This is a genomic window from Hyphomicrobiales bacterium, from assembly GCA_016125495.1.
In the GTDB taxonomy this organism is placed as follows: domain Bacteria; phylum Pseudomonadota; class Alphaproteobacteria; order Rhizobiales; family RI-29; genus RI-29.
On the sequence record WGLQ01000027.1, the window covers coordinates 59470 to 81281 of the forward strand.

The 21812-nt window shown below is 67.9% G+C and carries 18 protein-coding genes and 1 tRNA gene; 10 read left to right on the forward strand and 9 right to left on the reverse strand.

The window, feature by feature from the left end; genetic code table 11:
* Window positions 1-31: 31 nt before the first annotated feature.
* The 3 genes from GC150_16190 to GC150_16200 form a co-directional block, all read right to left on the reverse strand.
* Window positions 32-577, reverse strand: a complete 546-nt coding sequence (locus GC150_16190) for a DUF2948 family protein (GenBank protein ID MBI1386449.1) — start codon at window positions 575-577, stop codon at window positions 32-34.
* 125 nt (window positions 578-702) lie between these two features.
* Window positions 703-1992 carry a UDP-N-acetylglucosamine 1-carboxyvinyltransferase gene (murA, locus tag GC150_16195; protein ID MBI1386450.1) on the reverse strand — a complete coding sequence of 430 codons (1290 nt, stop codon included), beginning with the start codon at window positions 1990-1992 and terminating at the stop codon, window positions 703-705.
* Window positions 1993-2316: 324 nt separating this feature from the next.
* The gene (locus GC150_16200; protein ID MBI1386451.1) at window positions 2317-2529 is read right to left on the reverse strand and encodes a hypothetical protein; all 213 of its coding nucleotides are present in this window, start codon (window positions 2527-2529) and stop codon (window positions 2317-2319) included.
* Between the two features lie 252 nt (window positions 2530-2781).
* Between GC150_16200 and GC150_16205 the strand changes: the two genes are divergently transcribed.
* From GC150_16205 to GC150_16220, 4 genes are all read left to right on the forward strand, one after another.
* A tRNA-Thr gene (locus GC150_16205) sits at window positions 2782-2856 on the forward strand.
* Between the two features lie 310 nt (window positions 2857-3166).
* Window positions 3167-3853 carry an ABC transporter permease subunit gene (locus GC150_16210; GenBank protein ID MBI1386452.1) on the forward strand — a complete coding sequence of 229 codons (687 nt, stop codon included), beginning with the start codon at window positions 3167-3169 and terminating at the stop codon, window positions 3851-3853.
* A 10-nt stretch (window positions 3854-3863) separates the two neighbouring features.
* Window positions 3864-4682: an ATP-binding cassette domain-containing protein gene (locus GC150_16215; GenBank protein ID MBI1386453.1), complete on the forward strand. Its 819-nt coding sequence runs from the start codon at window positions 3864-3866 to the stop codon at window positions 4680-4682.
* Between the two features lie 26 nt (window positions 4683-4708).
* Window positions 4709-5551 (forward strand): sulfate transporter, encoded by an 843-nt coding sequence (locus GC150_16220; GenBank protein MBI1386454.1) that lies wholly within the window; start codon window positions 4709-4711, stop codon window positions 5549-5551.
* 52 nt (window positions 5552-5603) lie between these two features.
* Here GC150_16220 and GC150_16225 read toward each other — a convergent pair whose 3' ends face one another.
* The gene (locus GC150_16225) at window positions 5604-6218 is read right to left on the reverse strand and encodes a class I SAM-dependent methyltransferase (protein MBI1386455.1); all 615 of its coding nucleotides are present in this window, start codon (window positions 6216-6218) and stop codon (window positions 5604-5606) included.
* A 28-nt stretch (window positions 6219-6246) separates the two neighbouring features.
* Window positions 6247-7104 (reverse strand): branched-chain amino acid aminotransferase, encoded by an 858-nt coding sequence (locus GC150_16230; GenBank protein MBI1386456.1) that lies wholly within the window; start codon window positions 7102-7104, stop codon window positions 6247-6249.
* A gap of 223 nt (window positions 7105-7327) precedes the next feature.
* Here GC150_16230 and GC150_16235 point away from each other — a divergent pair, with 223 nt between their 5' ends.
* Complete coding sequence (locus GC150_16235; GenBank protein MBI1386457.1) at window positions 7328-7855, forward strand: hypothetical protein; 528 nt, start codon at window positions 7328-7330, stop codon at window positions 7853-7855.
* 56 nt (window positions 7856-7911) lie between these two features.
* On the opposite strand, the gene GC150_16240 is transcribed toward GC150_16235, so the two are convergent.
* Together GC150_16240 and GC150_16245 are read right to left on the reverse strand one after the other, a co-directional pair.
* Window positions 7912-8493, reverse strand: a complete 582-nt coding sequence (locus tag GC150_16240; GenBank protein MBI1386458.1) for a DUF2199 domain-containing protein — start codon at window positions 8491-8493, stop codon at window positions 7912-7914.
* Between the two features lie 55 nt (window positions 8494-8548).
* Window positions 8549-9496 carry a L,D-transpeptidase family protein gene (locus GC150_16245; GenBank protein ID MBI1386459.1) on the reverse strand — a complete coding sequence of 316 codons (948 nt, stop codon included), beginning with the start codon at window positions 9494-9496 and terminating at the stop codon, window positions 8549-8551.
* 157 nt (window positions 9497-9653) lie between these two features.
* Between GC150_16245 and GC150_16250 the strand changes: the two genes are divergently transcribed.
* Window positions 9654-10628, forward strand: a complete 975-nt coding sequence (locus tag GC150_16250) for a D-amino acid aminotransferase (protein ID MBI1386460.1) — start codon at window positions 9654-9656, stop codon at window positions 10626-10628.
* Window positions 10629-10639: 11 nt separating this feature from the next.
* Window positions 10640-11929: an alanine racemase gene (alr, locus tag GC150_16255; protein ID MBI1386461.1), complete on the forward strand. Its 1290-nt coding sequence runs from the start codon at window positions 10640-10642 to the stop codon at window positions 11927-11929.
* Between the two features lie 220 nt (window positions 11930-12149).
* Here alr and GC150_16260 read toward each other — a convergent pair whose 3' ends face one another.
* Window positions 12150-12791, reverse strand: coding sequence for a L,D-transpeptidase family protein (locus GC150_16260; GenBank protein MBI1386462.1), 642 nt, complete (start codon window positions 12789-12791; stop codon window positions 12150-12152).
* 835 nt (window positions 12792-13626) lie between these two features.
* Entirely contained in the window at window positions 13627-14184 is a 558-nt protein-coding gene (locus GC150_16265) for a hypothetical protein (GenBank protein MBI1386463.1), read from the reverse strand.
* 235 nt (window positions 14185-14419) lie between these two features.
* On the opposite strand from GC150_16265, the gene GC150_16270 reads away from it, so the two are divergent.
* The 3 genes from GC150_16270 (at window position 14420) to GC150_16280 (ending at window position 21711) form a co-directional block, all read left to right on the forward strand.
* The gene (locus tag GC150_16270) at window positions 14420-16180 is read left to right on the forward strand and encodes a hypothetical protein (protein MBI1386464.1); all 1761 of its coding nucleotides are present in this window, start codon (window positions 14420-14422) and stop codon (window positions 16178-16180) included.
* An 84-nt stretch (window positions 16181-16264) separates the two neighbouring features.
* Window positions 16265-19780, forward strand: coding sequence for a DNA polymerase III subunit alpha (gene dnaE, locus GC150_16275; GenBank protein MBI1386465.1), 3516 nt, complete (start codon window positions 16265-16267; stop codon window positions 19778-19780).
* Window positions 19781-19920: 140 nt separating this feature from the next.
* Window positions 19921-21711 (forward strand): gamma-glutamyltransferase, encoded by a 1791-nt coding sequence (locus GC150_16280; protein MBI1386466.1) that lies wholly within the window; start codon window positions 19921-19923, stop codon window positions 21709-21711.
* The last annotated feature ends 101 nt before the right edge of the window (window positions 21712-21812 follow it).

Here is a 21812-nt window from a genome sequence, read left to right on the forward strand (position 1 = left end):
TTTCCCCTCCGACCGGTTGCGTTCGGTCGCATCACCGCTGGCCTTCGCCGCCGCCCGGGCGTGGTTCGCCGGGCATCTCGGCATCCTCAGCCATTTCATCCGCCACGCCGGCCGCCACCGGCTCGCGCCCCGAGACGATCTCGTGCCGTGGCTTGCTCTTGGTGCGCCAGACCGGCCCGAGGTCCCTGAGTTCGGCCTCGATGCACTCGACGGCGAGACGGATCGAGCCGCCGCCGGCGAACACCAGCGTCACATGCCCGCCCGGCGCGACTCCCGCCTCGAAATGGATCGCCAGCAGGGCCAGCACGAGGTTCGGCTTGTCGAGCGGCATGTTGCGCACCTGCGCGCCGAGGACGCGTTCGATCCTGAGGGCCGAACGCCTCCGCTCGTATCGCTCCCCTTCGCCGTCCGGAACCGTCAGCGCCCGCTGCCAGTCGAACCGGTTGGCGATCGCCGCAAAGCGCTTCTGGCGCGGCCGATAGGCGATGTCCTCGATGCGCAGAACGGCATCCTGCAGGTGCGCGGAGATCACCTGCAGGTCAGCCTCGTCCATGGCTTGCAGTTTCAGACCGGCCATCGCTGTCGTCCGCCGCTGGTTGGCATTATCCCATTGAGCACAAAGCCGCGCCCGTCGACCGCTTCAGATAGCGGCCACGGCGCGGCGATGCAATGGAATGCTGCACCGCAGCGAGCGCGCCGATCTCAGCTGCTCACGCGCTCGATGTCCGCCCCACATCGGCTGAGCTTTTCCTCGAGGCGCTCGAATCCGCGGTCGAGATGATAGACCCGGTTGAGCGTCGTTTGCCCTTCGGCAACGAGCGCGGCGATCACCAGCGACACCGACGCCCTAAGATCGGTCGCCATCACCGGCGCGCCCGTCAGTTGGCGCACCCCGCGAATGGTCGCCACATCTCCGCTCAGCGTGATCTGCGCCCCGAGCCGAACCAGCTCCTGCACGTGCATGAAACGGTTCTCGAAAATCGTCTCGCGGATGGTGCTGGTGCCCTCGGCCTTGAGCATGAGGGCCATGAGCTGCGCCTGGAGATCGGTCGGAAAGCCCGGGAAGGGTTGCGTTTCGACGGTAACCGGGCGCAGCGGCGACGCGCCACGTCGTACACGGATACCATCCGCCGTCTCGCTGATCTCGACCCCGGCCTCGCGCAGCACGTCGATCGCCGACTGCAGAAGCGAGGCCTGCGTGCCCGACAACAGCACATCGCCGCCCGTCGCCGCGACCGCCATGGCGAACGTGCCCGTCTCGATCCGGTCGGGCAGGACGGTGTGCCGTGCGCCTTCGAGGCGATCGACGCCCTCGATCGTGAGCGTCGATGTTCCGATGCCCTCGATCCTGGCCCCCATGCGCGCAAGGCAGGTCGCCACGTCACCGATTTCCGGCTCGCGGGCGGCGTTCTCGATGACCGTTTCACCGCGCGCGAGCACCGCCGCCATGAGCACGTTGTGCGTCGCCCCGACCGAGACCTTGGGAAAGGTGATTCGATTGCCGACGAGCCCCTTGGGCGCCCGTGCGATGACGTAGCCGGCGTCGATGTCGATCTCGGCCCCCAGCGCCTTGAGGCCCATGAGGTGCAAGTCGACCGGACGCGTTCCGATCGCGCAGCCGCCCGGCATCGAGACGCGCGCCTGCCGGCAGCGGGCGATGAGCGGCCCGAGCACCCAGAAGCTCGCCCGCATCCGCGAGACCATCTCGTAGGGCGCGGTGGTATCGACGATGTCGCGGGCCGTGAGATGGAACGTCTCACCGATATGCATGGCCGGTCCCGGTCGCTTGCCATCGACCGAGAGATCCACCCCGTGGTTCCGCAGGATGCGCGCCAGCAAGTTGACGTCCGCGAGGTTGGGAACGTTCTTGAGGGTGAGCGTTTCGGGCGTCAACAGGCTCGCGATCATCAGCGGCAGGGCAGCATTCTTGGCGCCGGAAATGGCGATCTCGCCGTTGAGGGCGTTGCCACCCCTGATCAGGATACGATCCATGGCTGTTCAGATCCGTCCTCATGCGCCCGAAGGCGGTTGATCGATGCCCGACTGGTCCGCTCGATGTCGACCGATGATCCCCGTCGCGGACACCGAACGCCGGAAACTCACGAACGCCCCGCAGGAAGGCCACGAACCGGCGGTCGATCGGCGTAGGCGACCCTCGGTCGGACGCACGCACGAACGTAACGGGCCATCCGCAAGTCTGACCCGGCCGCCCGAACCCATCCAGCTCCGTTACCCGCCGGGCCGCATGACCGGCCACCCTTAACCGACTCGCGTTCCCGAGACGAGCCCGAAGCGGCAGTCGGCCTCGGCGGTGGATCACTCCGGGTTCGCCTGCCCCCCCTCGAGGCTTACGCCCTTGGCTTCGCCATCTCCGCCCGTATCACCCGTGATCGGGCGATCCGAGGGTTCCGTCGAGGCGACTTGCCCAGCAGCGCTGGACCGCGCCCGCGCCTGTGCCTTCCGGCGTTGCAGATTGGAGCGCAATGCGTCCGCCAAACGCCTGTCCCGCACGGCGCGACTTTCACCCATGCACAGCTCCCCCCCGTGTCGCCTCGCCAACGTTACCGACGCCACCCGGGAACGACAAGCGCCGGGGACCGACGCGCTTGCTTCGACGCAACCATTGTGGCACCGTCCGCCCGCCTCGCAGAACCACGATGGGCAGGGCGCCCGGTGGGGCGGCGGTGCACGGGGCCGGTCGTCGTCGACAGGCCAGCGGTCGTCACCGGCTTTCGCCCGGCCGGCCAACCGACCGGATCGGCGCGGGGTCCGGCGGTGAGCGCTGCTGTAGCTCAGTGGTAGAGCACTCCCTTGGTAAGGGAGAGGTCGTGAGTTCAATCCTCACCAGCAGCACCATTGAACCTCCTCGAATCTGGACGCTCGAATCCCGTCACGTCCGGCGCTTGCCGCCGCGCGCGCGGTCGTCGACTTCCGCTCGTTTCAGCTGAATTGCGACGACAGGGCCACTGATCGTGCGCCCGCCACAGCGCAAGGAATCGCCCGTTGCCCGCCCCGGTCGCTTGCCGCCGGGCATGGTCATCACACGCCCAAGAACCTGCATTCTTCTGCATTCTTGCTGAAAGGCCGAAAAATATGCAGAATGCCAGCGCGCCGGGTGCAGCAAGCAGAGCGGAGCGGGAGTAGCGTGCACGATCTCACGGAAGCCATGCGCCTTGCCGTCACCCTGGTGGCGACGGGCGACAGCGATGTGCTGGAAATCGTGCTGCTGTCGTTGCGCGTCAGCCTGACCGCGACCCTCATTGCGTGCCTCATCGGATTTGCGCTCGGTGCGCTCCTTGCCACCACGCGGTTCACGGGACGGGGCGCCCTTCTGGTGCTGGTCAATTCCCTCATGGGCCTGCCGCCTGTCGTCGTCGGCCTCCTCGTCTACCTCCACCTCTCGCGGGCCGGCCCGCTCGGCTTTCTCGGCCTCCTCTATACGCCAACCGCCATGATCATCGCCCAGACGATCCTGATCACCCCGATCGTCGCCGCCCTCTCGCGCCAGGTCCTCGAGGACCTCGAAGGCGAGTATGCCGAGCTGCTGCGCTCCCTTTGCCTCGGCTGGCCGACACGCATGGGCGTCCTGGTGTGGGATGCGCGCTTTTCACTGCTGACGGTCGCGCTCGCCGGCTTCGGCCGCGCCATTGCCGAGGTCGGCGCCGTCATGATCGTCGGTGGCAACATCGACCACCTGACCCGTGTGATGACCACCGCCATCGCGCTCGAAACATCGAAGGGTGATCTCGCCCTGGCTCTCGCCCTCGGGATGGTGCTCTTGGCCATCGCCATCTCGGTCAATGCGCTCGTCATGAGCCTGCGAACGACCGCCGCTCGGCAGGCCAATGCGTGACGGGGTGACGATGCAGGAGCGCGCGCGTTTGGTGGATGACCCGGCGGATCGCCTCGGCGAGCCCTCCTTGCTGCCGATCCGGGTGCGCGGCCTCGCCTTCGAGGCTGGCGGCCGGCGGCTGATCGACGGGCTCGATCTCGAACTCGTGGCTGGCCGCCTCACCGCCATCATGGGACCGAACGGCGCTGGTAAGAGCCTGTTCCTGCGTCTGCTGCATGGGCTCCTGCGGCCGGCCTCCGGCCGCATCGATTGGGGCACCACGACCGAGGATACCGCTCCCGAAGTGAACCGGCCGGCCGTCCCGCTCGGCGTCCGCCGCCGCCAGGCCCTCGTCTTCCAGCAACCCGTGCTGTTGCGCCGCTCCGTGGCCGCGAACATCGATTTCGTCCTCACCCACGGCGGACCCGAGGCGCTTCGGCTTGCCGACGCGTCCGCTCGCCGGGCCCGCCGCGACGAACTCCTCTCTGAAATCGGGCTGCTCGAGCGCGCCGGGCAACCGGCGAGGCTGCTTTCCGGAGGTGAGCAGCAGCGGCTCGCGATGGCCCGCGCGCTCGCCGTTTCGCCGGACTTGCTGCTGCTCGACGAGCCGACCGCCAGCCTCGACCCCCACTCCACCGAAATCATCGAGCGCCTCGTGCGCACCGCCCACCAAGGTGCCACGCGCGTGCTCCTCGTCACCCACGACGCCGCGCAGGCTCGCCGCCTCGCCGACGAGGTCGTTTTCATCCATCGCGGGAGGGTGGCCGAACACTCCCCAGCACACGATTTTTTTTTATCCCCTTCGAGTGCGGCTGGACGCGCGTATCTCGAGGGTCGCATCCTCGTTTGAACGGGAAAGTACAAAGGAGAAGAACGATGCCTCTTGCCAGACGCCTCTTGACCGCGGCATTGCTCGCCGTGGCCCCGATCATCCCGGTTGGGATCACGCCGGTCGCCGCCGAGGACAACTCGATCATCGTCCAGTCGACGACCTCCACCCAGAACTCGGGCCTCTACGAGCACATACTGCCGATCTTCACGCAGCAGTCCGGGATTTCCGTTCGCGTCGTCGCCGTCGGCACCGGTCAGGCGATCAAGAACGCCACCAATTGCGACGGCGACGTCCTCCTCGTCCACGCCAAGGCCGCCGAGGAGAAATTCGTCGCCGATGGCTTCGGTGTGAGCCGTAGTGACGTGATGTACAACGATTTCGTGATCGTCGGTCCGGCAAGCGACCCGGCGGGCATCCGTGGCAGCCGCGACGCCGCCGACGCATTGCGCCGCATCGCCGCATCGGCCTCCCCGTTCGCCTCGCGCGGCGACGATTCCGGGACCCACAAGAAGGAACTCGCACTCTGGAAGGCGGCCGGCATCGACGTGGGCGCGGCTTCGGGCACCTGGTACCGCGAGACCGGCTCCGGCATGGGCGCGACGCTCAACACCGGCATCGGAATGGGAGCCTACATTCTGACCGACCGGGCCTCCTGGAGCAGCTTCGCCAACAAGAGCGATTTCTCCATCGTTGTCGAGGGTGACAAATCCCTCTTCAATCAGTACGGGATCATCCTCGTCAGCCCGGACCGCTGCCCGACCGTCAAGAAGGGTCCGGGCCAGCAGTTCGTGGACTGGATCCTCTCGCCGGCCGGTCAGGAGGCCATCGGCTCCTACAAGATCAATGGCGAGCCGCTTTTCTTCCCGAACGCCAAGCCGGCGAGCTGACCGGCGCCGGAAGTTGGACGGCCCCCTCCTCGGGGGGCCGTCCCGCGACCCGTCAGTCCGCCGCGGCGGGCTTGCGTCCGCAGTATCGGACGACCTGCGCGAGACCGGTATGGCGCAGCCCCTCGTCGAGGCGTACCCGGCCCGCGAGCGCCTCGATGATCTCCGCCCCGGTGAGCGCCCCGATGATCTCGTCGAGGTCGTAGCGCAATTCCTCCGGCCCCGGCCCCATGGCCTCCGCCTCGAGGGTTCTTGCAAAGCCCTCGAGGACGAAAATGCCGCCCGGTGCGAGCGCCTGCCAGCCGAGCCGAAGCGCGGCGACACGGGTTGCAGCCGGCGCCTGCAGATAGAGAAGAAAAACGCTGTCCCATTGCCGCCCCGCCGGCACCGACCAGTCGTCGAGGTCGGCGACGATCCGCTCGAGCGCGACGCCTCGCGCGGCATCGAGCGCGAACGCATTGCGCGTGCCGACCACCGAGAGATCCACCGCCGTCACAGCAAATCCGAGCCCCGCCAGATGGCGTCCGTTGCGCCCGTCCCCGTCGGCGAGTACCAGCGCCGAGCGCGCTCGGAAATCGCTCCGCGCCGTGACCTCGCGGACATATTCGTTTGGTGCATCGCCGAAGAGCCCGTGTGGCGCGCCCGCATAGCGCTCGTCCCAGTTCGCCATGACGCTCCCGCCTCCGCCGGCGCCCGCCTCAGCCGTGCGCCCAGTCCATGTAGAGCTTACGCGCCTTCTGCGCCACGGGCCCTGGCTGCAGGCTACGCTCCTCGATCCGCGTGATCGGGACGATCTTGGAGTGGTTTCCGCTCGAGAAAATCTCGTCCGCCTGCATCAGGTCTTCGACCCGCAAGGTCGTCTCCATCACCTCGTGTCCTGCCGCGCGCAACAGCGCGATCGTTCGCTGGCGCGTGATGCCGTTGAGGAAGCAGCCGTTCGGAACCGGCGTCATCACCACGCCGTCGCGCACGATGAAGACGTTGGATGTCGCCGTCTCGGCCACGTTGCCGGCCATGTCGCGCACGATCGCGTTGTCGAAGCCGCGCCCCTTGGCCTCCATGATGGCCCGCCCGTTGTTCGGATAGAGGCAGCCCGACTTGGCATCCGTCGGCATGCATTCCGGCGTCGGCCGGCGGAACGGCGAAACGGTGACGGAAAACCCCGTCGGCGCGATCATCGGCGCCACGTGCAGGCAGATGAGGAAGCGGGTCGAGTCCGGATCTGCCGGCACCGACATGTAGCCACCGGCCTCCGCCCAGTACATCGGGCGGATGTAGATCGCCTCCTTGCTCTCGAAACGCTCGAGGCCGTCCCGAACGAGGCCGACGATGGCCTCGCCCGTCATCGTCGGCTTGAGCCCGAGCGCCAAGGCCGACCGGTTCAACCGCTCACAGTGCCGTTCGAGGTCGGGCGTGACGCCGTCGAAGGCCCGCGCCCCGTCGAAGACACTCGTGCCGAGCCAGAACGCATGGCTGCGCGCGCCCATGATCCTGACGTCGCCGGCATGCCAATCGCCATCGACGTAGACATGCGTTTCGCTGAGCGGTGCGGCCATGTAGAACTCCCTTTGGACGTGTTGGGGCGATGGTGGGCTCGACCCGCATCTCCGGTCAAGGCCGGGGACGATCGCGGCCGGCCCGCGAGTGGCCGGTCCACCACCCGGTTAATGAGACCTTCACGCCGATGCACCATGGTCGGCTGGCCGTCGGCTGACCCCGGCGGGGCGGGCGCCCGCCATCCCGCGCGCCCCGTCGATCCGTCTCATCGAGGTAGCAAGCATGTCCGATCAGCCCGCCGTTCATCTCACCAACACCGAGGGCTTCGATCAACTCGACCTCGCCATCGCTCTCGAGCTTTGGCGCGACGACGTCGCCGGCGCCACCTGGGCGACGCGCGAGTTGACCAAGATCGCCGTGCATCTCGCACGCGTGCTCTCGCGGACCGGATCGAGCGGCCCGCTGCAGGCCCGAGAAATCGAAGGCGCATGCCAGCTCGAGGCGGACGCGGTCGCCAGTTCGTTCAAGCAGCTGCGTTATTTCGGAGCCATCGAGAGCTTCCTCATGGACAAGGGCGAGGTACGTGCCGTGTTGGCCTTCGGCCATCTCCAGCGCCTGCGCGTTTTCCAGGCCCGCGAGCAGTTGAAGGCGCTCCGCCTCGCTCGCGCCCGGGGTGATGCGATTGTCGCTGCTCCGACCGATCCCGCCGCGAGCGTCCCGAAGGAACCCGCGCGGCCATTGGTCGAGCTGGAAGGCTCCCTGCTCGCGGCAGCCCACGCGGCGCGCTCGCAATCCAACGCGCAGCGCTGAACCGATCGCCCCGGCGTCCGGCGATCGCGCGCCGGGCGCCAAGCCAACCGACCCGATCAGCCGTGCATCATGACGCGGGCGACCTCGACCGCCCGCTCCCATGTGAACCCATCCCGCTGATCTAGGTAGAGCGGGTGGTCGCAGGCCTGCAGCTGAACGAGCGGTCGCAGCCCACCGGACCGCCAGAGCACATTACTCGCCAGACTCTCGAGATCGCCGCCCGCGTTGCTTCGGTTGTATGGCCGCCAGTTCACCGTCAGCCATCCGAAGCTGCCCTCTCCCGCCCGCTCGTCGTCCGACATCCCCAGATAGCGCACGAAGTTTTCGGGCGATTGGCTGACCCAGACGCCCAGCGTGAAGGGCTCACGCACGCCCTCGATGGCGATTTCGAGCACGGCGCGCAGGCAGTGGATGATCTGTCCACCGGGCTCCTGCGCAGCGGGTCGAATGATGCAGGTCTCCCCGGTCAGGGTGACACGCTCAGCCCATTCCTCGCGCGGCACGGCGAGGCAATAGGGTGGTTCGGCGAGACTGAACGAGGGCGAGCCACGATGCATGCGCTTGCACTCCGGACAGCGGAATGCGAACGAGCCGGCCTCGTCGGAAAATCCGAAAAGTCGTCCTGATCTGGGTTCCAACGGGCATCCCCCGCGACCGTCGCCGCAATACCGCGCTGCCCGGCTCGCCCCGAATTCAGTCCCGGAAGATGACAGCCACCGCCTTGTAGCCCGTCTTGGTCAGGACCGCGGAAGCCGCGGTCGCATCGCTCAGTGCGGCTGGTTCGATCCGGGCCTCGGGTGTCGCCACCGCCATCGCCGAAATCTGCCCGCCTGCCATGTCGGCGGGAATCAGCGTGCCGTCGCGCGTGTAGCCATAGCGGTTGCCGCCACGCTCGGACCGCCAGAAGCGCGGCACCTCGCCCCAGCGCTCGTCCTCGCTCAGGACCTTGTCGCGACCCTGCAAACGGTCGAGCACCGCCAGGGCATTGGCCTGCGTCATGCGAATACAGCCGTGGCTGTCGATGGCCCCGAGCCGACCATAGCGCCCGTGTGTGGTGCCGTGGAAGGCGACGCCGGAGCGCCGGCCGCCGCTGTAGTGCAGGTCGATGTAGACCACGTTGATCATTCCCGGAGCCGTATAGCCGCGCCCGAGCCGATATTTCCGCTCGTCGATACCGAAGACTCCCGTCGGCGTCGGGCCGGAGAAAGGATCGCCCGCATACTTGCGTCCGGTCGAAACCAGCCAGCTGTAAGGCGGCTCGAAGCCGGCCGGCAATCCCTTGCGCTGCCAGTATTTCTTGTCCCAGAGACCGACTCGCCAGGGGCCGCCCGCGCCATCGCGCTGCAGAACCCACATCCGCTGGGCCTGCTCGCCGCGCCCCTCGGCGTTCACATAGAACGCCAGCGTGAAACGGGCATCGAGCTCGCTTGGCGCCTTGAAGCCGGGCCGCCCCTTGAGGCTCTCCAGATAAGTGAGGGCGGGCGCACCGAACTCCCTGAGCATTTGCGCGCGCTTCTCAGCCGCCTGTGGCGAGATGCGCGGCAACGGCACACTTGCCTCCGCGACCGGTGACGTGGCGCTCGCGGCCAATGGTGCGCCAGCGGCCAGAACGAGGCTCGCAAGGAGGACGCGGATCAGCATGGTGGCTCCGGAGTGATCGTGGCGCCCCCTCGGGGCGACAACGGTGGGATCGAACGGCGACGATCATTCCGTATTCGGGTAATCATTCTATTGATTTCGATGATCATCCCCTGGAGAAGCAATCGTCCTGTTGTGTTTTCGCGACGCTCGGGCTCCGATGACGATCCAGCCTGCGGCCGCTGGCACACCGCTGGTGGAGTGGTCCGAGTCCCGTCGACGACCGTCGCATCGCCGCGTTCCGCATTCTTCAGGGAGCCCATCCGTGTCCAGGATCGTCTACTTGAATGGCACCTTCGTCGATGAGGCCGAGGCCTGCCTTCCGATTTTCGACCGTGGTTTGCTCTTTGCCGATGCCGTCTACGAGGGGCTGGGTGTCCTCGACGGCCACATCGTCGATTTCGAGCACCACATGCGCCGTCTGCGCCGCTCGCTCGGCGAACTCGAGATGCGAGAGCCGATGGGTGAGGACGCGTTCTTCGAGGTTCTTTCGGAGCTGATCGCACGAAACGGTCTGGAGGAGGGGTTCCTGTATCTGCACGTGACGCGTGGCACGGCGGAACGCAACTACGTCGTCCCGCAGGGCCTATCGCCGAACGTCTTCGCCTTCACGCAGCCGCCCGGCCACCAGCGCGCCGACGACCTGCCGCGCCCGATCCGCCTGCGCTCGGCGCCGGACCTGCGTTGGGCACGTCGCGACATCAAGACGTCGAATCTGCTCGGCCAGGTGATCGCCAAGACCGCTGCCCACCGCGCCGGCGCCGACGAGGCGCTCTTGATCGACCCCGAAGGCTACGTCACGGAGGCAGGTGCGAGCAGTTTCTTCATCGTGACGGGGGGCGCCATCGTGGCGAGACCGGTGACCAACGAGATCCTGCACGGCATCACCCGCCAGACGATGCTGGCCACAGCCCGCGCCCGCGATCTCGCCATCGAGGAGCGCCGCTATCGGCTCGACGAGGTTTTCGCCGCCGAGGAGGCCTTCGTCACGGGCGCCTCCTCCTATGTCGAGCCGGTCGGCGAGGTTGACGGCCGCCCCATCGGCGATGGGGGTTGCGGACCGGTGACCCTCGAGCTGCGGCGCGAATATCTGGTCCGTGTGAGGGCCGGTTTCCGCCCGCGGCCGGCACGCTGATCCACACGACCATGAGCGACCATGGGCCGGATCGCTCGATGCCCGAGCGCCCGTTGCCCACCACGGAACACCAGGAGGAGCCGATGCCCGCCGACCAAGCCTCGACGATAGCCTGCGAAGCTGCTGTCACACACATCGGGTCCGCCGCCGCCGACCTCGAGCGCACGATGGCGGGCCTCGGCGCCTGGCTCGAGATCGATCTCGATGCCATCGCTGGCAATCTCGCGGCGATCCGCGCCCGCACCGGCAGCGAGATCATGCCGGTCATCAAGAATAATGCCTATGGCCATGGCCTTCGCCCGATCGCCACCGCCCTGGCCGGCGAGGGCGTGCGTTGGATGATGGTGGCCAAGCTGAGCGAGGCTCTGGCGATCCAGCGATGGGACCTCGGCATCGACGTCGTCGCCATGGACGCGCTCTATACCGACGCCGCGATCGAGGAGGTCGTGCGCCTCGGCGTGACACCGGTCGTCTACACGCGGGAACTCGCCGAGCGGATCGCCGACGTTGCGCGCGGCCTTGGCCGCAAGGCCGGCATTTTCGTCAAGGTCGACACCGGATTGCGCAGGGTCGGCGTCGCCCACGACCGGGCCCTCGGGCTGTTCCAGGCCATCGACCGCCTGCCGGAGATCGAGGTTCGTGGCACCTTCTCGACGTTCATGCAGCAGGAGGAGCAGGATCGTGTGATCTTCGAGCGCTTTTCCGGCCTGCTCGACGACCTCGCGCGCGCGGGGATCGATCCAGGGCTACGCAGCCTTTCGAGCACGCACGGCATCCTGCACTACCCGCACGCCCATCTCGACCTGGTGCGCCCGGCGATGTGCCTGTTCGGGGTGCTGCCCTTTCCCGGCGACCGCGACGTCGGTCTCACGCTGACCCAGGCGCTCGAATTGAAGGCCCGCGTCGAGTTTCTCAAGCCCGTACCGGCTGGCGCCTCGGTCACCTATTTCGGCAAATTCATCGCCCCCCGCGACATGACCCTGGCGACCTTGCACGTCGGCTTCTTCGATGCGTTGCCGCGCGAGTTGGCGAACAAGGGTGTCGTGCTGGCCGGTGATCGCGTCTGCCCGAGCGTCGGCTCGGTCTCCCTCAACCACTACCTGTTCGATGCCACCGATTCCGGCCTCTCACCGGGCGACATCGTGACCGTCATCGCCCGGCAGGGTGTGAACGACCTGGTTGCGACGGCCTCGGCCGCCGGCTGGATGGTCTACAGTCTCGTCAATCACCTCAGCCCATACCTGCCACGTGTCTATTTGCGCTCTGGTGCCCCCGTCGAAATGCTGACGACCGGCCTCTAGCCTCGTTGTGACCGAGAAGTCCGCATCTCCACCTCGCCGAAATGGATCAAGCGGCATTCTCGGTCGTCGCCCGAGGAAACGTCCCCGCCCGACAATCGGGCGAGGGCGTCCGCTGCGTCTATTGCGGCTCACCCCGCGCCGGGCGTCTTGCTCCGCCACGGGTCCCCGCCATTCGTCTGCTCTCGTGCAAGCGGCCGCACTTGGCCGGCCGAGCGCGCGTTCAGATGGAATGAAAGCGCTGCCAGGTCACCGTGACCTGGGTGCCGACACCGACGCGGCGGTAGAGATCGGCCACGTCCTGGTTGTGCATCCGCACGCACCCTTTCGAGACCGCCTGACCGATCGTCCACGGGGCATCGGTTCCGTGGATGCGATAGAGCGTCGAGCCGAGATAGAGGGCGTGATAGCCGAGCGGATTGCGCGGATCACCACCGGCGACGACGGCCGGCAACCGCGGGTTCTCGCGGCGCATTTCCGGCGTCGGCGTCCAGGTCGGGTTTTCCTGCTTGCGCGTGATCGCCATCTTACCGGCCCAGCGGCTCTGCTCGCGCGGCACGGCGATCGGATAGGAAATGGCGCGCCCTTTCGCCTGGATGTAGTAGAGCCGGCGATCGGCGAAGCTCACGATGATCTGGCCCGGCGCGTATTGCGAGGGAAAGGCAACCAGCGAACGCGTCCCGAAGGCGCCGGCAGAGGGTCGGCTGGGTGCCGAGCCGAAGAGACCACCGCCGCTGCCGTTGCTGAATCCGAAGGCACTGGCGAACCAGTTTTGCGCCGATGCGGTGTCGGCCGATAGACCACTGGAGAATGCGGCAAGGCCGAGCGCAAGCGCGAACCTGCCAAACGTACGCGAACCGAACATACTGAACTCCACGCCTTTTACTGTGAGGGTTGCCCTCGTGAGATCGGCCTCCACTATTTCGGGTTTACCTTAACAATTCCTCTATCCGTGGCGCGCACCGGACCATCTGCGCTAGGCTCGGTTGCCGTTCGCCCTTCCGTCGCACCCTCGAATCGTCCCGCGCCCCCTGGTGACCATCGACCTTTTCGACCGACCCGCGGATGAGGCGATCCCTTGGTCGTCCGGCAAGCCGCGAACCACCTCGAGAATGGCGTTTTACTCCTGCCTGACATCCTGCCCGGAGCGATTGCACCGCCATGATGTTGCGCTTACGTTCCGAACCCTGAACTTGGCCGATCGATCGTGTCAAGCAAAAAAGTTCTTTTTTTGTTCGATTTTTGATCTTGCTGATCGCGCGCTTATTGTGTAGAACAAATAAAGAACAGATCGCGAGCCATTTGTCGAGAGCGTTCCCGTGAACCGGCAGTCATCTCCTCACCCCCCTCGTGGCGATGATGCCGCGGGCGCGCTTCGAGCGGCGGCTTCCCATGCCCCCCACCCCCGGGCGGCCGCGCTCTTGGGCAAGGTGCCTGGCACCACGCGCTCACCGCGCTGTTCCGTTGCGTATGGTCCGGCGCGTCCGTCATCGGCAGATGGCGGTGCCGTATCGTGTTCTGGCGGAACGCCCGCGTTGCCGGACCGGTCCGATTTACCGGATCGGCATGGGCGCCGCCTTTTTTCTCTCTCCATGCCGGTGTCTTCCCCCGTGGCTCCCGGCGCATCCGTTCCTGTCCGCCATCGGCCTTTCCTGGCAGCCCCCTCGACCTCCACCACCTCGCCGCCGGCCGAGGCACGATCAGAGCTCATCGCCAGCCTTCGTCGCGAACTCGCCTCGATCTGCCATGAGCACCTCTTCGAGCGGTCCGGTGGGCCGCGTGGTGATGCCCGTCTCGCCATCGAGCACACGGACTGCTCCTTCACTTCGCTTCTCAGCCGGCTCCCGCCCGGTCTTCACGAGATCCGTGCGCCATCCGAAGCGGACCTCGCGGTTGCCCTCGGCTTTGCGCTCGCCCTCCATGCCGCTCGCCGCGACCGTGCCGTGAATTCCTCGCATCCGTCCGCCGGACAGGGTGGTGCTCGGCTTTTGTGGTGCGTGACGTCCCGCAACGAAAGCGAGCATGGTCTGTTGCAGACCTGTGGCCTGGCCCCCTTCGGCATCGCCCCGCAGGACGTGATTTCCGTGGTTCCATCCCGCCGCAAGGACGTTCTCTGGGCTCTCGATCAGGCCGCCGTGGCGGGTTGTTTCCCCACCTTGATCGGGCTTCCCGGCGCCATGAGTTTGCCTCAGGCACGCCGCCTCCTCCTGGCGGCCCGGCAGACTGGCGTCTTCTGCCTCGTTCTTTCGGCCGCGCATCGGGCGGGGTTGAGCGTGACGTCGAGCCGCTGGTTGATCGCCCCTTCCGCGAGCGCCCCCGCCCCCTTCGACGGTCGCGCTCCCGGCTTCATGCGCTGGCGCGTCACGCTCGAGCGTGGACTTGCTGATTTTTCTCAACCGTCGTGGGTCGTGGAGTGGTCCGATGTCGCGCATCGTTTCTCTTTGGCTTCCCCATTGGCGGATGCAGCGTCGCCGAGCGAGGAACCCGGCCGCGATGCCTCGCCACGAGCCCTTCGTTCTGGTTGAGGAGATTGCCGGCGTCACGGTCGTCGATGCCGTCAACCGCCGCGCCTTGGCGGCGGGCGTGCGCCCAGGCATGCGGCTCGTCGATGCGCGTGCCTTTCTGGTGAACCTGCGCTCGGCTGCCGTGACACGCGAGATCGACGATGCCGATCTGCGACGGCTCGCCCACTGGTGTGGCCGCTACGGTGCGCGTGTCGGCATCGACGGGCCGGCCGACATTTGGGTCGACGTCAGCGGAACCGCCCATCTCTTTGGCGGCGAACGTCATCTCCTGACCGACCTCGTCACGCGTCTTGCAAGATCGGGCCTCGGCGTGCGCACGGGGCTGGCCGACACCTATGGCGCGGCCCATGCGCTCGCCCGTCATGCTCCAAGTCTGCGATCGTGGTCCGCTTCCCGGCCCCCAGCACGCAGGCCCGCGTCTCACGCCGGCGGACCCACTGGCCACCATCCGCACGAGGATGAACCGCCGCCACTGGATCTCCCTCACCCCGGCATCGCCATCGCCACTGCCGGCCGGACGCGCGAAGCCGTGGCCGATCTTCCCGTCGCCGCCCTGCGTCTCACCGACGAAACACGTCAACTCCTCTCACGCCTCGGCCTGCGCCGGATCGCCCAGCTCTGTGCCATCGAACGCCAGGCCCTGCGCCGCCGTTTTCCTTCCCGTCAAGTCGGCGAGGCGGTCGTTCATAGGCTCTCCCAGATCGTGGGCGACGCGACGGAGCGCCCGCGCCCTCTCCTTTCCGAGCCGCGCCATGGCGTGCGCCGTGTCTTTGCCGAGCCTCTCGTCTCCCATGAAGGCATCGTCACCTGCCTCGAGCTGATGAGCCGCGATCTGGCCGATCTCCTCGAGCGCTCGGGCAATGGCGCCCTCGAACTCGTCGTCACCTTCTTTCGCAGCGACCAGACGGCTGAGGATGTCCGTGTCGGTTTTGCCGCCCCCTCCTGCGACGCCGGCCATTTCCTCTCTCTCCTGCGCGAAAGGATCACCGGTCTCGATGCCGGATACGGCATCGATGCGATCCGTTGCCTCGCCACGACGACCGACCGTCTCACCCCGCGCACGACCGAACTCGGCGCCGCAACCGCGTGTTCCTCTTCCAAGGATGTCTCCGCGCTGCTCGACCGGATCGCCAACCGGATCGGCCGGCAGGCCGTGCTCCGGCACGAGTTGCGCGACACCCACATACCCGAGAAGGCAGAGCATCGAATGGCGGTTCTCACCTCGAATCATCATTTCTCTTCTCCAGGAGGGTCACCCCGCAGGTCGCCGGCCCGCCTCTCCCCCCTTTCCGAAGCGTCATCGTCGCCCGTCCGATCGAACGTGTCCCGTCCCATTCTCCTGCTCCCCCGCCCGGAGCCGATCGAGGTCATCGCTGCCGTGCCCGACGGCCCTCCCCAGCACTTTCGCTGGCGCCGCCTCGCCCATCGCATCCGACGCGTGGAGGGACCGGAACGAATCGCGCCGGAGTGGTGGAACCGCAACGAAAAGGAAAGTTCGCGCACGAGAGACTATTATGTGATCGAGGACGATCGGGGCCGCCGCTACTGGGTCTTCCGCAACGGTCTCTACGAAGGCGAACCCGACGGGCCGGTGACGTTCGCTCCGTCGCCACCGTTACCCTGCGACACGCGCCCAGGCTCCGGACCACCGGCAGCTGATGCCGCATCCAGCCGGGCTCGGGCGGACGACGCCGCTCCGGCCTGGTTCATCCACGGGTTCTTCGCCTGATTGACCAGCCACCGACTTCCCCCACCTGCGGCCACCCCGCTGGTGTCGGAAAACGTTCCGATCGGGAGTGCCGACATGCGCCAGATGCAGCGAGACTATGCCGAACTCCAAGTCGCCACGAATTTTTCCTTTCTGCGCGGCGCCTCGCACCCAGAGGAACTCGTTGCGACCGCGCACGCGCTCGGCCTCGCGGCCCTCGCCATCACCGACCGCAACACGTTGGCGGGCGTCGTGCGGGCCCACGCCGCAGCCAGATCCATCGGACTGCGTCTGATCATCGGCTGCCGGCTGACATTTCTCGACGGACCGGACATTCTCTGTCTGCCGCGCGACCGCCCCGCCTATGCCCGCCTCTCGCAACTCCTCACGCTCGGCAACCTGCGTGCACCCAAGGGAGAGTGTCACCTCCGTCTCGCCGACCTCGAGCAGCACGCACAGGGCCAGGTTCTGATCGTCGTGCCGCCACGCTCCTGGCACCCCCGGCCCCGCGACGACGATCCGCTCCGCGCCCTTGCCGGCAACTCCCTGGCGCCGCCATCTTGCCCTGATCCGCGTCCCGGCGACTTCGAAGCCGATCTCCTGCGCGTGCGGGAGATCGCGCGGGGCGCGAGGCGCGCTCCTGTCTATCTGGCACTGACCCACTACCTCGAGGGCAACGATGCGGGACGCCTGGCGGCGCTCACCGCTCTCGCCGCCCGTCACGGTATTCGTCCCGTTGCGACCGGCGACGTGCTCTATCATTCGGCCCACCGCCGGCCCGTGCAGGATGTGCTCACCTGCATCCGTGAAAAGCTGCTTCTCTCCGATGCCGGCCGGCGTCTCGCCGCCAATTGCGAGCGCCACTTGCGCTCCCCCGCGTCCATGTCACGTCTCATGCGCGGATTCGAGCTGGCCCTGGAATCGACGATCGAGATTGCCGGGGAGTGCCGCTTCTCCCTCGACGAACTGATCTACGAATACCCCGACGAGCCGGTACCCGAAGGACGCTCGCCCGACGACCATCTTTCCGAACTGGTGCGCGAAGGGCTCCTCTGGCGCTACCCCTCCGGCCCTCCCGCGAAGGTCAAGGAAAATGTCGCGCGCGAACTCGCCCTCATCCGCCAGTTGAGCTACGCGCCATATTTCCTCACCGTCCACGACATCGTCGTTTTCGCGCGCAGCCGAGGCATCCTCTGCCAGGGACGCGGCTCGGCCGCCAACTCGGCCGTCTGCTACTGTCTCGGCATCACCAGCGTCGATCCGGCGGAGATCGATGTCCTCTTCGAGCGTTTCATCTCCCCCGAACGGCGAGAGCCGCCCGACATCGACGTCGACTTCGAGCACGAGCGGCGCGAGGAGGTCATCCAGTACATCTATGCGCGCTATGGGCGCGACCGCGCCGGCCTCGCCGCCACGGTCATCCGTTATCGCGCTCGCTCGGCGGTGCGCGAGGTCGGCAAGGTCCTCGGGCTCGGCAACGACACGCTCGGCGCGCTGGCGGGCATGGTCTGGGGCTCGCACGGATCGGGAGTCTTGCCGCGTGAGCACATCGTCGAGGCCGGCCTCGAGCCCGACGACCCCCTCATCATGCTCGCGATCGAACTCACCCGGGAGATCATCGGCTTTCCGCGCCACCTCTCCCAGCACGTCGGCGGTTTCGTCCTGACGCGCGGCCCCCTCTCGAGTGTCGTGCCGATCTCCAATGCCGCCATGCCCGAGCGCACCTTCATCGAATGGGACAAGGACGACCTGGACGAGCTCGGGCTGCTCAAGATCGATGTTCTCTCGCTCGGCATGCTCTCGTGCATCAAGCGGTGTTTCGACCTCCTCGTCGACCACGGCGGGCGGGAGCTGACGCTCGCCAGCGTCCCGCGCGAGGATCCGGTCGTCTACGACATGCTTTGCCGGGCCGATTCGATCGGTGTCTTCCAGGTCGAGAGCCGCGCGCAGATGAATATGCTTCCCCGTCTCAAGCCGCGCTGCTTCTACGATCTCGTGATCGAGGTGGCGATCGTGCGCCCGGGGCCGATCCAGGGAGACATGGTGCACCCCTACCTGCGTCGCCGCGACGGCCTCGAACCGGAGCATTATCCCTCGCCATCCCCCGAGCATGGCCCCCCCGACGAACTCCGCCGCATCCTGGGCAAGACCCGCGGCGTCCCCCTCTTTCAGGAACAGGCCATGCGCATCGCCATGGTCGCCGCCCGCTTCTCGGCCGAGGAAGTCAACTCCCTGCGCAAGGCCATGGCCACGTTCCGGCGCGTCGGCACCATCGGCCAGCTCGAGGAAAAAATGGTGACCGCCATGATCGCGCGGGGCTACGAAGCCGATTTCGCCAGACGGTGCTTCAGCCAGATCAAGGGGTTCGGTGAATACGGCTTTCCCGAGAGCCATGCCGCCAGCTTCGCCCATCTCGTCTACGTCTCGTCCTGGCTGAAGTGCCATCATCCGGCCGCCTTCGCCTGCGCGCTCCTCAACTCCCAACCGATGGGTTTTTATGCTCCGGCCCAGATCGTGCGCGACGCCCGCGAGCACGGCGTCGTGGTTCGTCCGGTCGATGTCAACCTCAGCGACTGGGATTCGACCCTCGAACCCGACGGCAAGGGAGGCTGGGCGCTGCGGCTCGGGATGCGCGAGGTGGACGGTCTCGACACCGGCGAGGCCGTGCGCATCCTCGAGGCGCGATGCTCGACGCATAAAGGTGGGCCCGGCGCCCCCCCCGCCTCGCGTGGCTCGGATGTTCCTCCCGCCATCCCCGGCCCATACGACAACGGGGCTGGACCGTTCGCCTCCGATCCGCCGCCGCGGTTGCGCGGCCGCGTCCTGCCGCCGCGCCAAGGGGTGGGTCGGGGGCCGGCCCCCCGTCACCCCTTTCGCGATGTCGCCGGGATCCGCGAGCGCGCCGGCACAACCATTCCCACCCTCGAGCGTCTCGCCGCGGCCGACGCCATGCGCTCCCTCGGCCTCGACCGCCGCCAGGCCCTCTGGGAGGTGCGCGCCCTCGCCCGCGCTCCCGCGATGCCGCTCTTTTCCTGGGCCGAGGCCCGCGAGCATGGACCCGAGAACCCGACAGTCCTACCGGAGATGACCCTCGGCGAGCATGTCGTCAGCGACTATCAGACGCTTCGCCTGTCGCTGAAGGCCCATCCCATGGCGTTCCTGCGCGCCGATCTGACGCGCGAGGGATGCCTCGACTGTGACGGTCTGCGCGGTTTGCGCGACGGCGCGCCCGTCTCGGTGGCCGGCATCGTGCTCGTTCGCCAGCGCCCGGGCTCTGCCAAGGGCGTCGTCTTCATGACCATCGAGGATGAAACCGGCGTCGCCAACGCGATCGTCTGGCCGGCGACGCTCGAGCGCTTTCGCCGCGTCGTCATGGGCGCGAGACTGGTGCACATACGCGGCCGCATTCAACGCCACGAGAGCATCATCCACGTCGTCGCCGGCCACCTCGAGGACCGCACGGACTGGCTCCAGCGTCTCACCGAGGAAGCGGCCAGCCTCAGCCCACCCGTCGCCCGCGCCGACGAGGTTCGCCGCCCGGGTCCCGAGCCATCGGGCTGGACACCCGGCCGCCATCCGCGCCAAGAACGTGTCATACCGAAATCGAGGGATTTCCATTGACGAGGCATGGCATCGACAACGTGAAACCATCCGGTGGGGACATACAAAGCGCGGCCGCGAGCACCCGCCCGCCGTCGACACATGCCACACCTCGCCGCGCGCAAAGGTCCGGTCGCGCCAGCCTTGCCCTGCTCCTCGCCCTGCTCCTTGCCGTCCTCGTTGCCGTCGTCCTCGCACCCATCGGCGCGACAGCCGAGCAGCCGGTCCGGGCACCGGAACAACCGTCAACCCAGACGGCCCCGGCGCCGGCCGCCGCCGACGCCGCCCGCGCGAACCCCGAGGCCGCCGGCATTCGCGGCGCCGTCAACCACGTCAGGGCCGCCCGCCGCGCCGTCGTCACCGCCAATCCAATCGCAACCGAAGCCGCCCTCGCCATTCTCGATGCCGGCGGCAACGCCATCGACGCCACCGTCACCGCCCTCCTGGTCCTGAACAGCACCGAACCGCAGTCCTCCGGTCTCGGCGGTGGCGGGTTCCTCCTCCACTGGGACGCCGCCGCCCGCCGCCTCACCACCTACGACGGCCGTGAAACAGCACCCGCCGCCACCCGGCCGGACCGCTTCCTCACGCCCGCCGGCGCACCGCTCGATTTCTACGAGGCGGCCACCAGCGCGCGCGGCATCGGCGTACCCGGTGCCCTGGCGCTCATGCACGCGGCCCACGCCAGCCATGGCCGCCTCGCCTGGCCCCTCGTCGTCGCGCCCGCCATAGAGGTCGCGGCCAAGGGCTTTGCGGTCTCCCCCCGCCTCCATCGGCTCCTGGCCGAGCGCGGTCCCCAATCCTTCGATGCGGCCGCCCGCGACCGCTATTTCGACGCCACCGGCGAACCCCTCGCCATCGGGACCCGGCTGACCAACGCCGACCTCGCCGCCACCCTCGCCGACGTCCAGCGGGCCGGCCCCGACGCGCTGCACAAGGGCCCGCTCGCCGAAGCGGTCGTCGAAGCGGTCGCAGCCGCGCCCCTCTCCCTGGCCGACATGACGCTCGCCGATCTCGCCGGCTACCGGGCAATCGAACGGCCGGCGGTCTGCGGTGGCTATCGCGGCTGGAAGGTCTGCGGCATGGGCCCGCCATCGTCGGGCGGCGTCGCGGTGCTGCAAATCCTCGCCATGCTCGAGCGCTTCGATCTGGCGGGTCCCGGCTCGCCCGCCAGCCTCCACCTCATCGCCGAGGCGAGCAATCTCGCCTTCGCCGATCGTGCCCACTACCTCGCCGACCCGGACGCCGTGCCGGTGCCGGTCGCCGGGCTGCTCGACCCCGCCTATCTGGCGACGCGCAGTGCGGCGATCGAAGCGGCCCGCGCCGCGGGCCCGCGCGAGCCCGGCGCACCACCCGCCCAGGCCATCATCCCGCAGGGCAGCGACGCCGCGCTCGGGCGCCCCGGAACCACGCACGTCAGCATCGTCGATGAGGCTGGCAATGCGGTCTCGGCCACGATGAGCATCGAGATGGCGTTCGGCTCCGGCCGCTCGGCTGGCGGCTTCCTGCTCAACAACCAACTGACCGACTTTTCCTTCCGACCCGTCGATGCCGAGGGCCAGGCCCTCGCCAATTCCCCCGGACCGGGCAAGCGGCCGCGCAGCTCCATGGCGCCGACCATGATATTCGCTCCCGACGGCTCGCTCTGGGCCGTCCTCGGCTCGCCCGGCGGCAGCCGCATCATCGCCTACGTCGTCAAGGCCATCGTCGGGCTGCTGGACTGGAAGCTCGCGGCCGACGCGGTGGCCGGCCTCGACAACTTCGCCGCCCGTAATGGCCCCTTCGAGATCGAGCCGACCCATCGGGCCCCCGGCCGTGCCCTGAACATGGCACTGAAGGGACACGCGGTCCGCCTTGCCCCGATGACGAGCGGGCTCGCCATCATCGTGCGCCGGCCGGATGGCTGGGAGGCGGCCGCCGACCCCCGCCGCGAAGGCACCGCCGCACAGTAGACGGGCGACTGTCGGCAACTGTCGGCGCCCGCCGCACCACCCGCGCCGGCCACGGACATCGGTCGGCCGGCGCACGACCCCTGGCGCGAGGCCGGCAGTTG

Excerpts from the sequence above, each read along its gene's own strand:
- GC150_16190 (MBI1386449.1), bottom strand. The coding sequence starts at position 577 with ATGGCCGGTCTGAAACTGCAAGCCATGGACGAGGCTGACCTGCAGGTG.
- murA (MBI1386450.1), bottom strand. The coding sequence starts at position 1,992 with ATGGATCGTATCCTGATCAGGGGTGGCAACGCCCTCAACGGCGAGATC.
- GC150_16200 (MBI1386451.1), bottom strand. The coding sequence starts at position 2,529 with ATGGGTGAAAGTCGCGCCGTGCGGGACAGGCGTTTGGCGGACGCATTG.
- GC150_16210 (MBI1386452.1), top strand. The coding sequence starts at position 3,167 with ATGCGCCTTGCCGTCACCCTGGTGGCGACGGGCGACAGCGATGTGCTG.
- GC150_16215 (MBI1386453.1), top strand. The coding sequence starts at position 3,864 with ATGCAGGAGCGCGCGCGTTTGGTGGATGACCCGGCGGATCGCCTCGGC.
- GC150_16220 (MBI1386454.1), top strand. The coding sequence starts at position 4,709 with ATGCCTCTTGCCAGACGCCTCTTGACCGCGGCATTGCTCGCCGTGGCC.
- GC150_16225 (MBI1386455.1), bottom strand. The coding sequence starts at position 6,218 with ATGGCGAACTGGGACGAGCGCTATGCGGGCGCGCCACACGGGCTCTTC.
- GC150_16230 (MBI1386456.1), bottom strand. The coding sequence starts at position 7,104 with ATGGCCGCACCGCTCAGCGAAACGCATGTCTACGTCGATGGCGATTGG.
- GC150_16235 (MBI1386457.1), top strand. The coding sequence starts at position 7,328 with ATGTCCGATCAGCCCGCCGTTCATCTCACCAACACCGAGGGCTTCGAT.
- GC150_16245 (MBI1386459.1), bottom strand. The coding sequence starts at position 9,496 with ATGCTGATCCGCGTCCTCCTTGCGAGCCTCGTTCTGGCCGCTGGCGCA.
- GC150_16250 (MBI1386460.1), top strand. The coding sequence starts at position 9,654 with ATGACGATCCAGCCTGCGGCCGCTGGCACACCGCTGGTGGAGTGGTCC.
- alr (MBI1386461.1), top strand. The coding sequence starts at position 10,640 with ATGAGCGACCATGGGCCGGATCGCTCGATGCCCGAGCGCCCGTTGCCC.
- GC150_16260 (MBI1386462.1), bottom strand. The coding sequence starts at position 12,791 with ATGTTCGGTTCGCGTACGTTTGGCAGGTTCGCGCTTGCGCTCGGCCTT.
- GC150_16265 (MBI1386463.1), bottom strand. The coding sequence starts at position 14,184 with ATGCGCGGCCGAAAGAACGAGGCAGAAGACGCCAGTCTGCCGGGCCGC.
- GC150_16270 (MBI1386464.1), top strand. The coding sequence starts at position 14,420 with ATGCCTCGCCACGAGCCCTTCGTTCTGGTTGAGGAGATTGCCGGCGTC.
- dnaE (MBI1386465.1), top strand. The coding sequence starts at position 16,265 with ATGCAGCGAGACTATGCCGAACTCCAAGTCGCCACGAATTTTTCCTTT.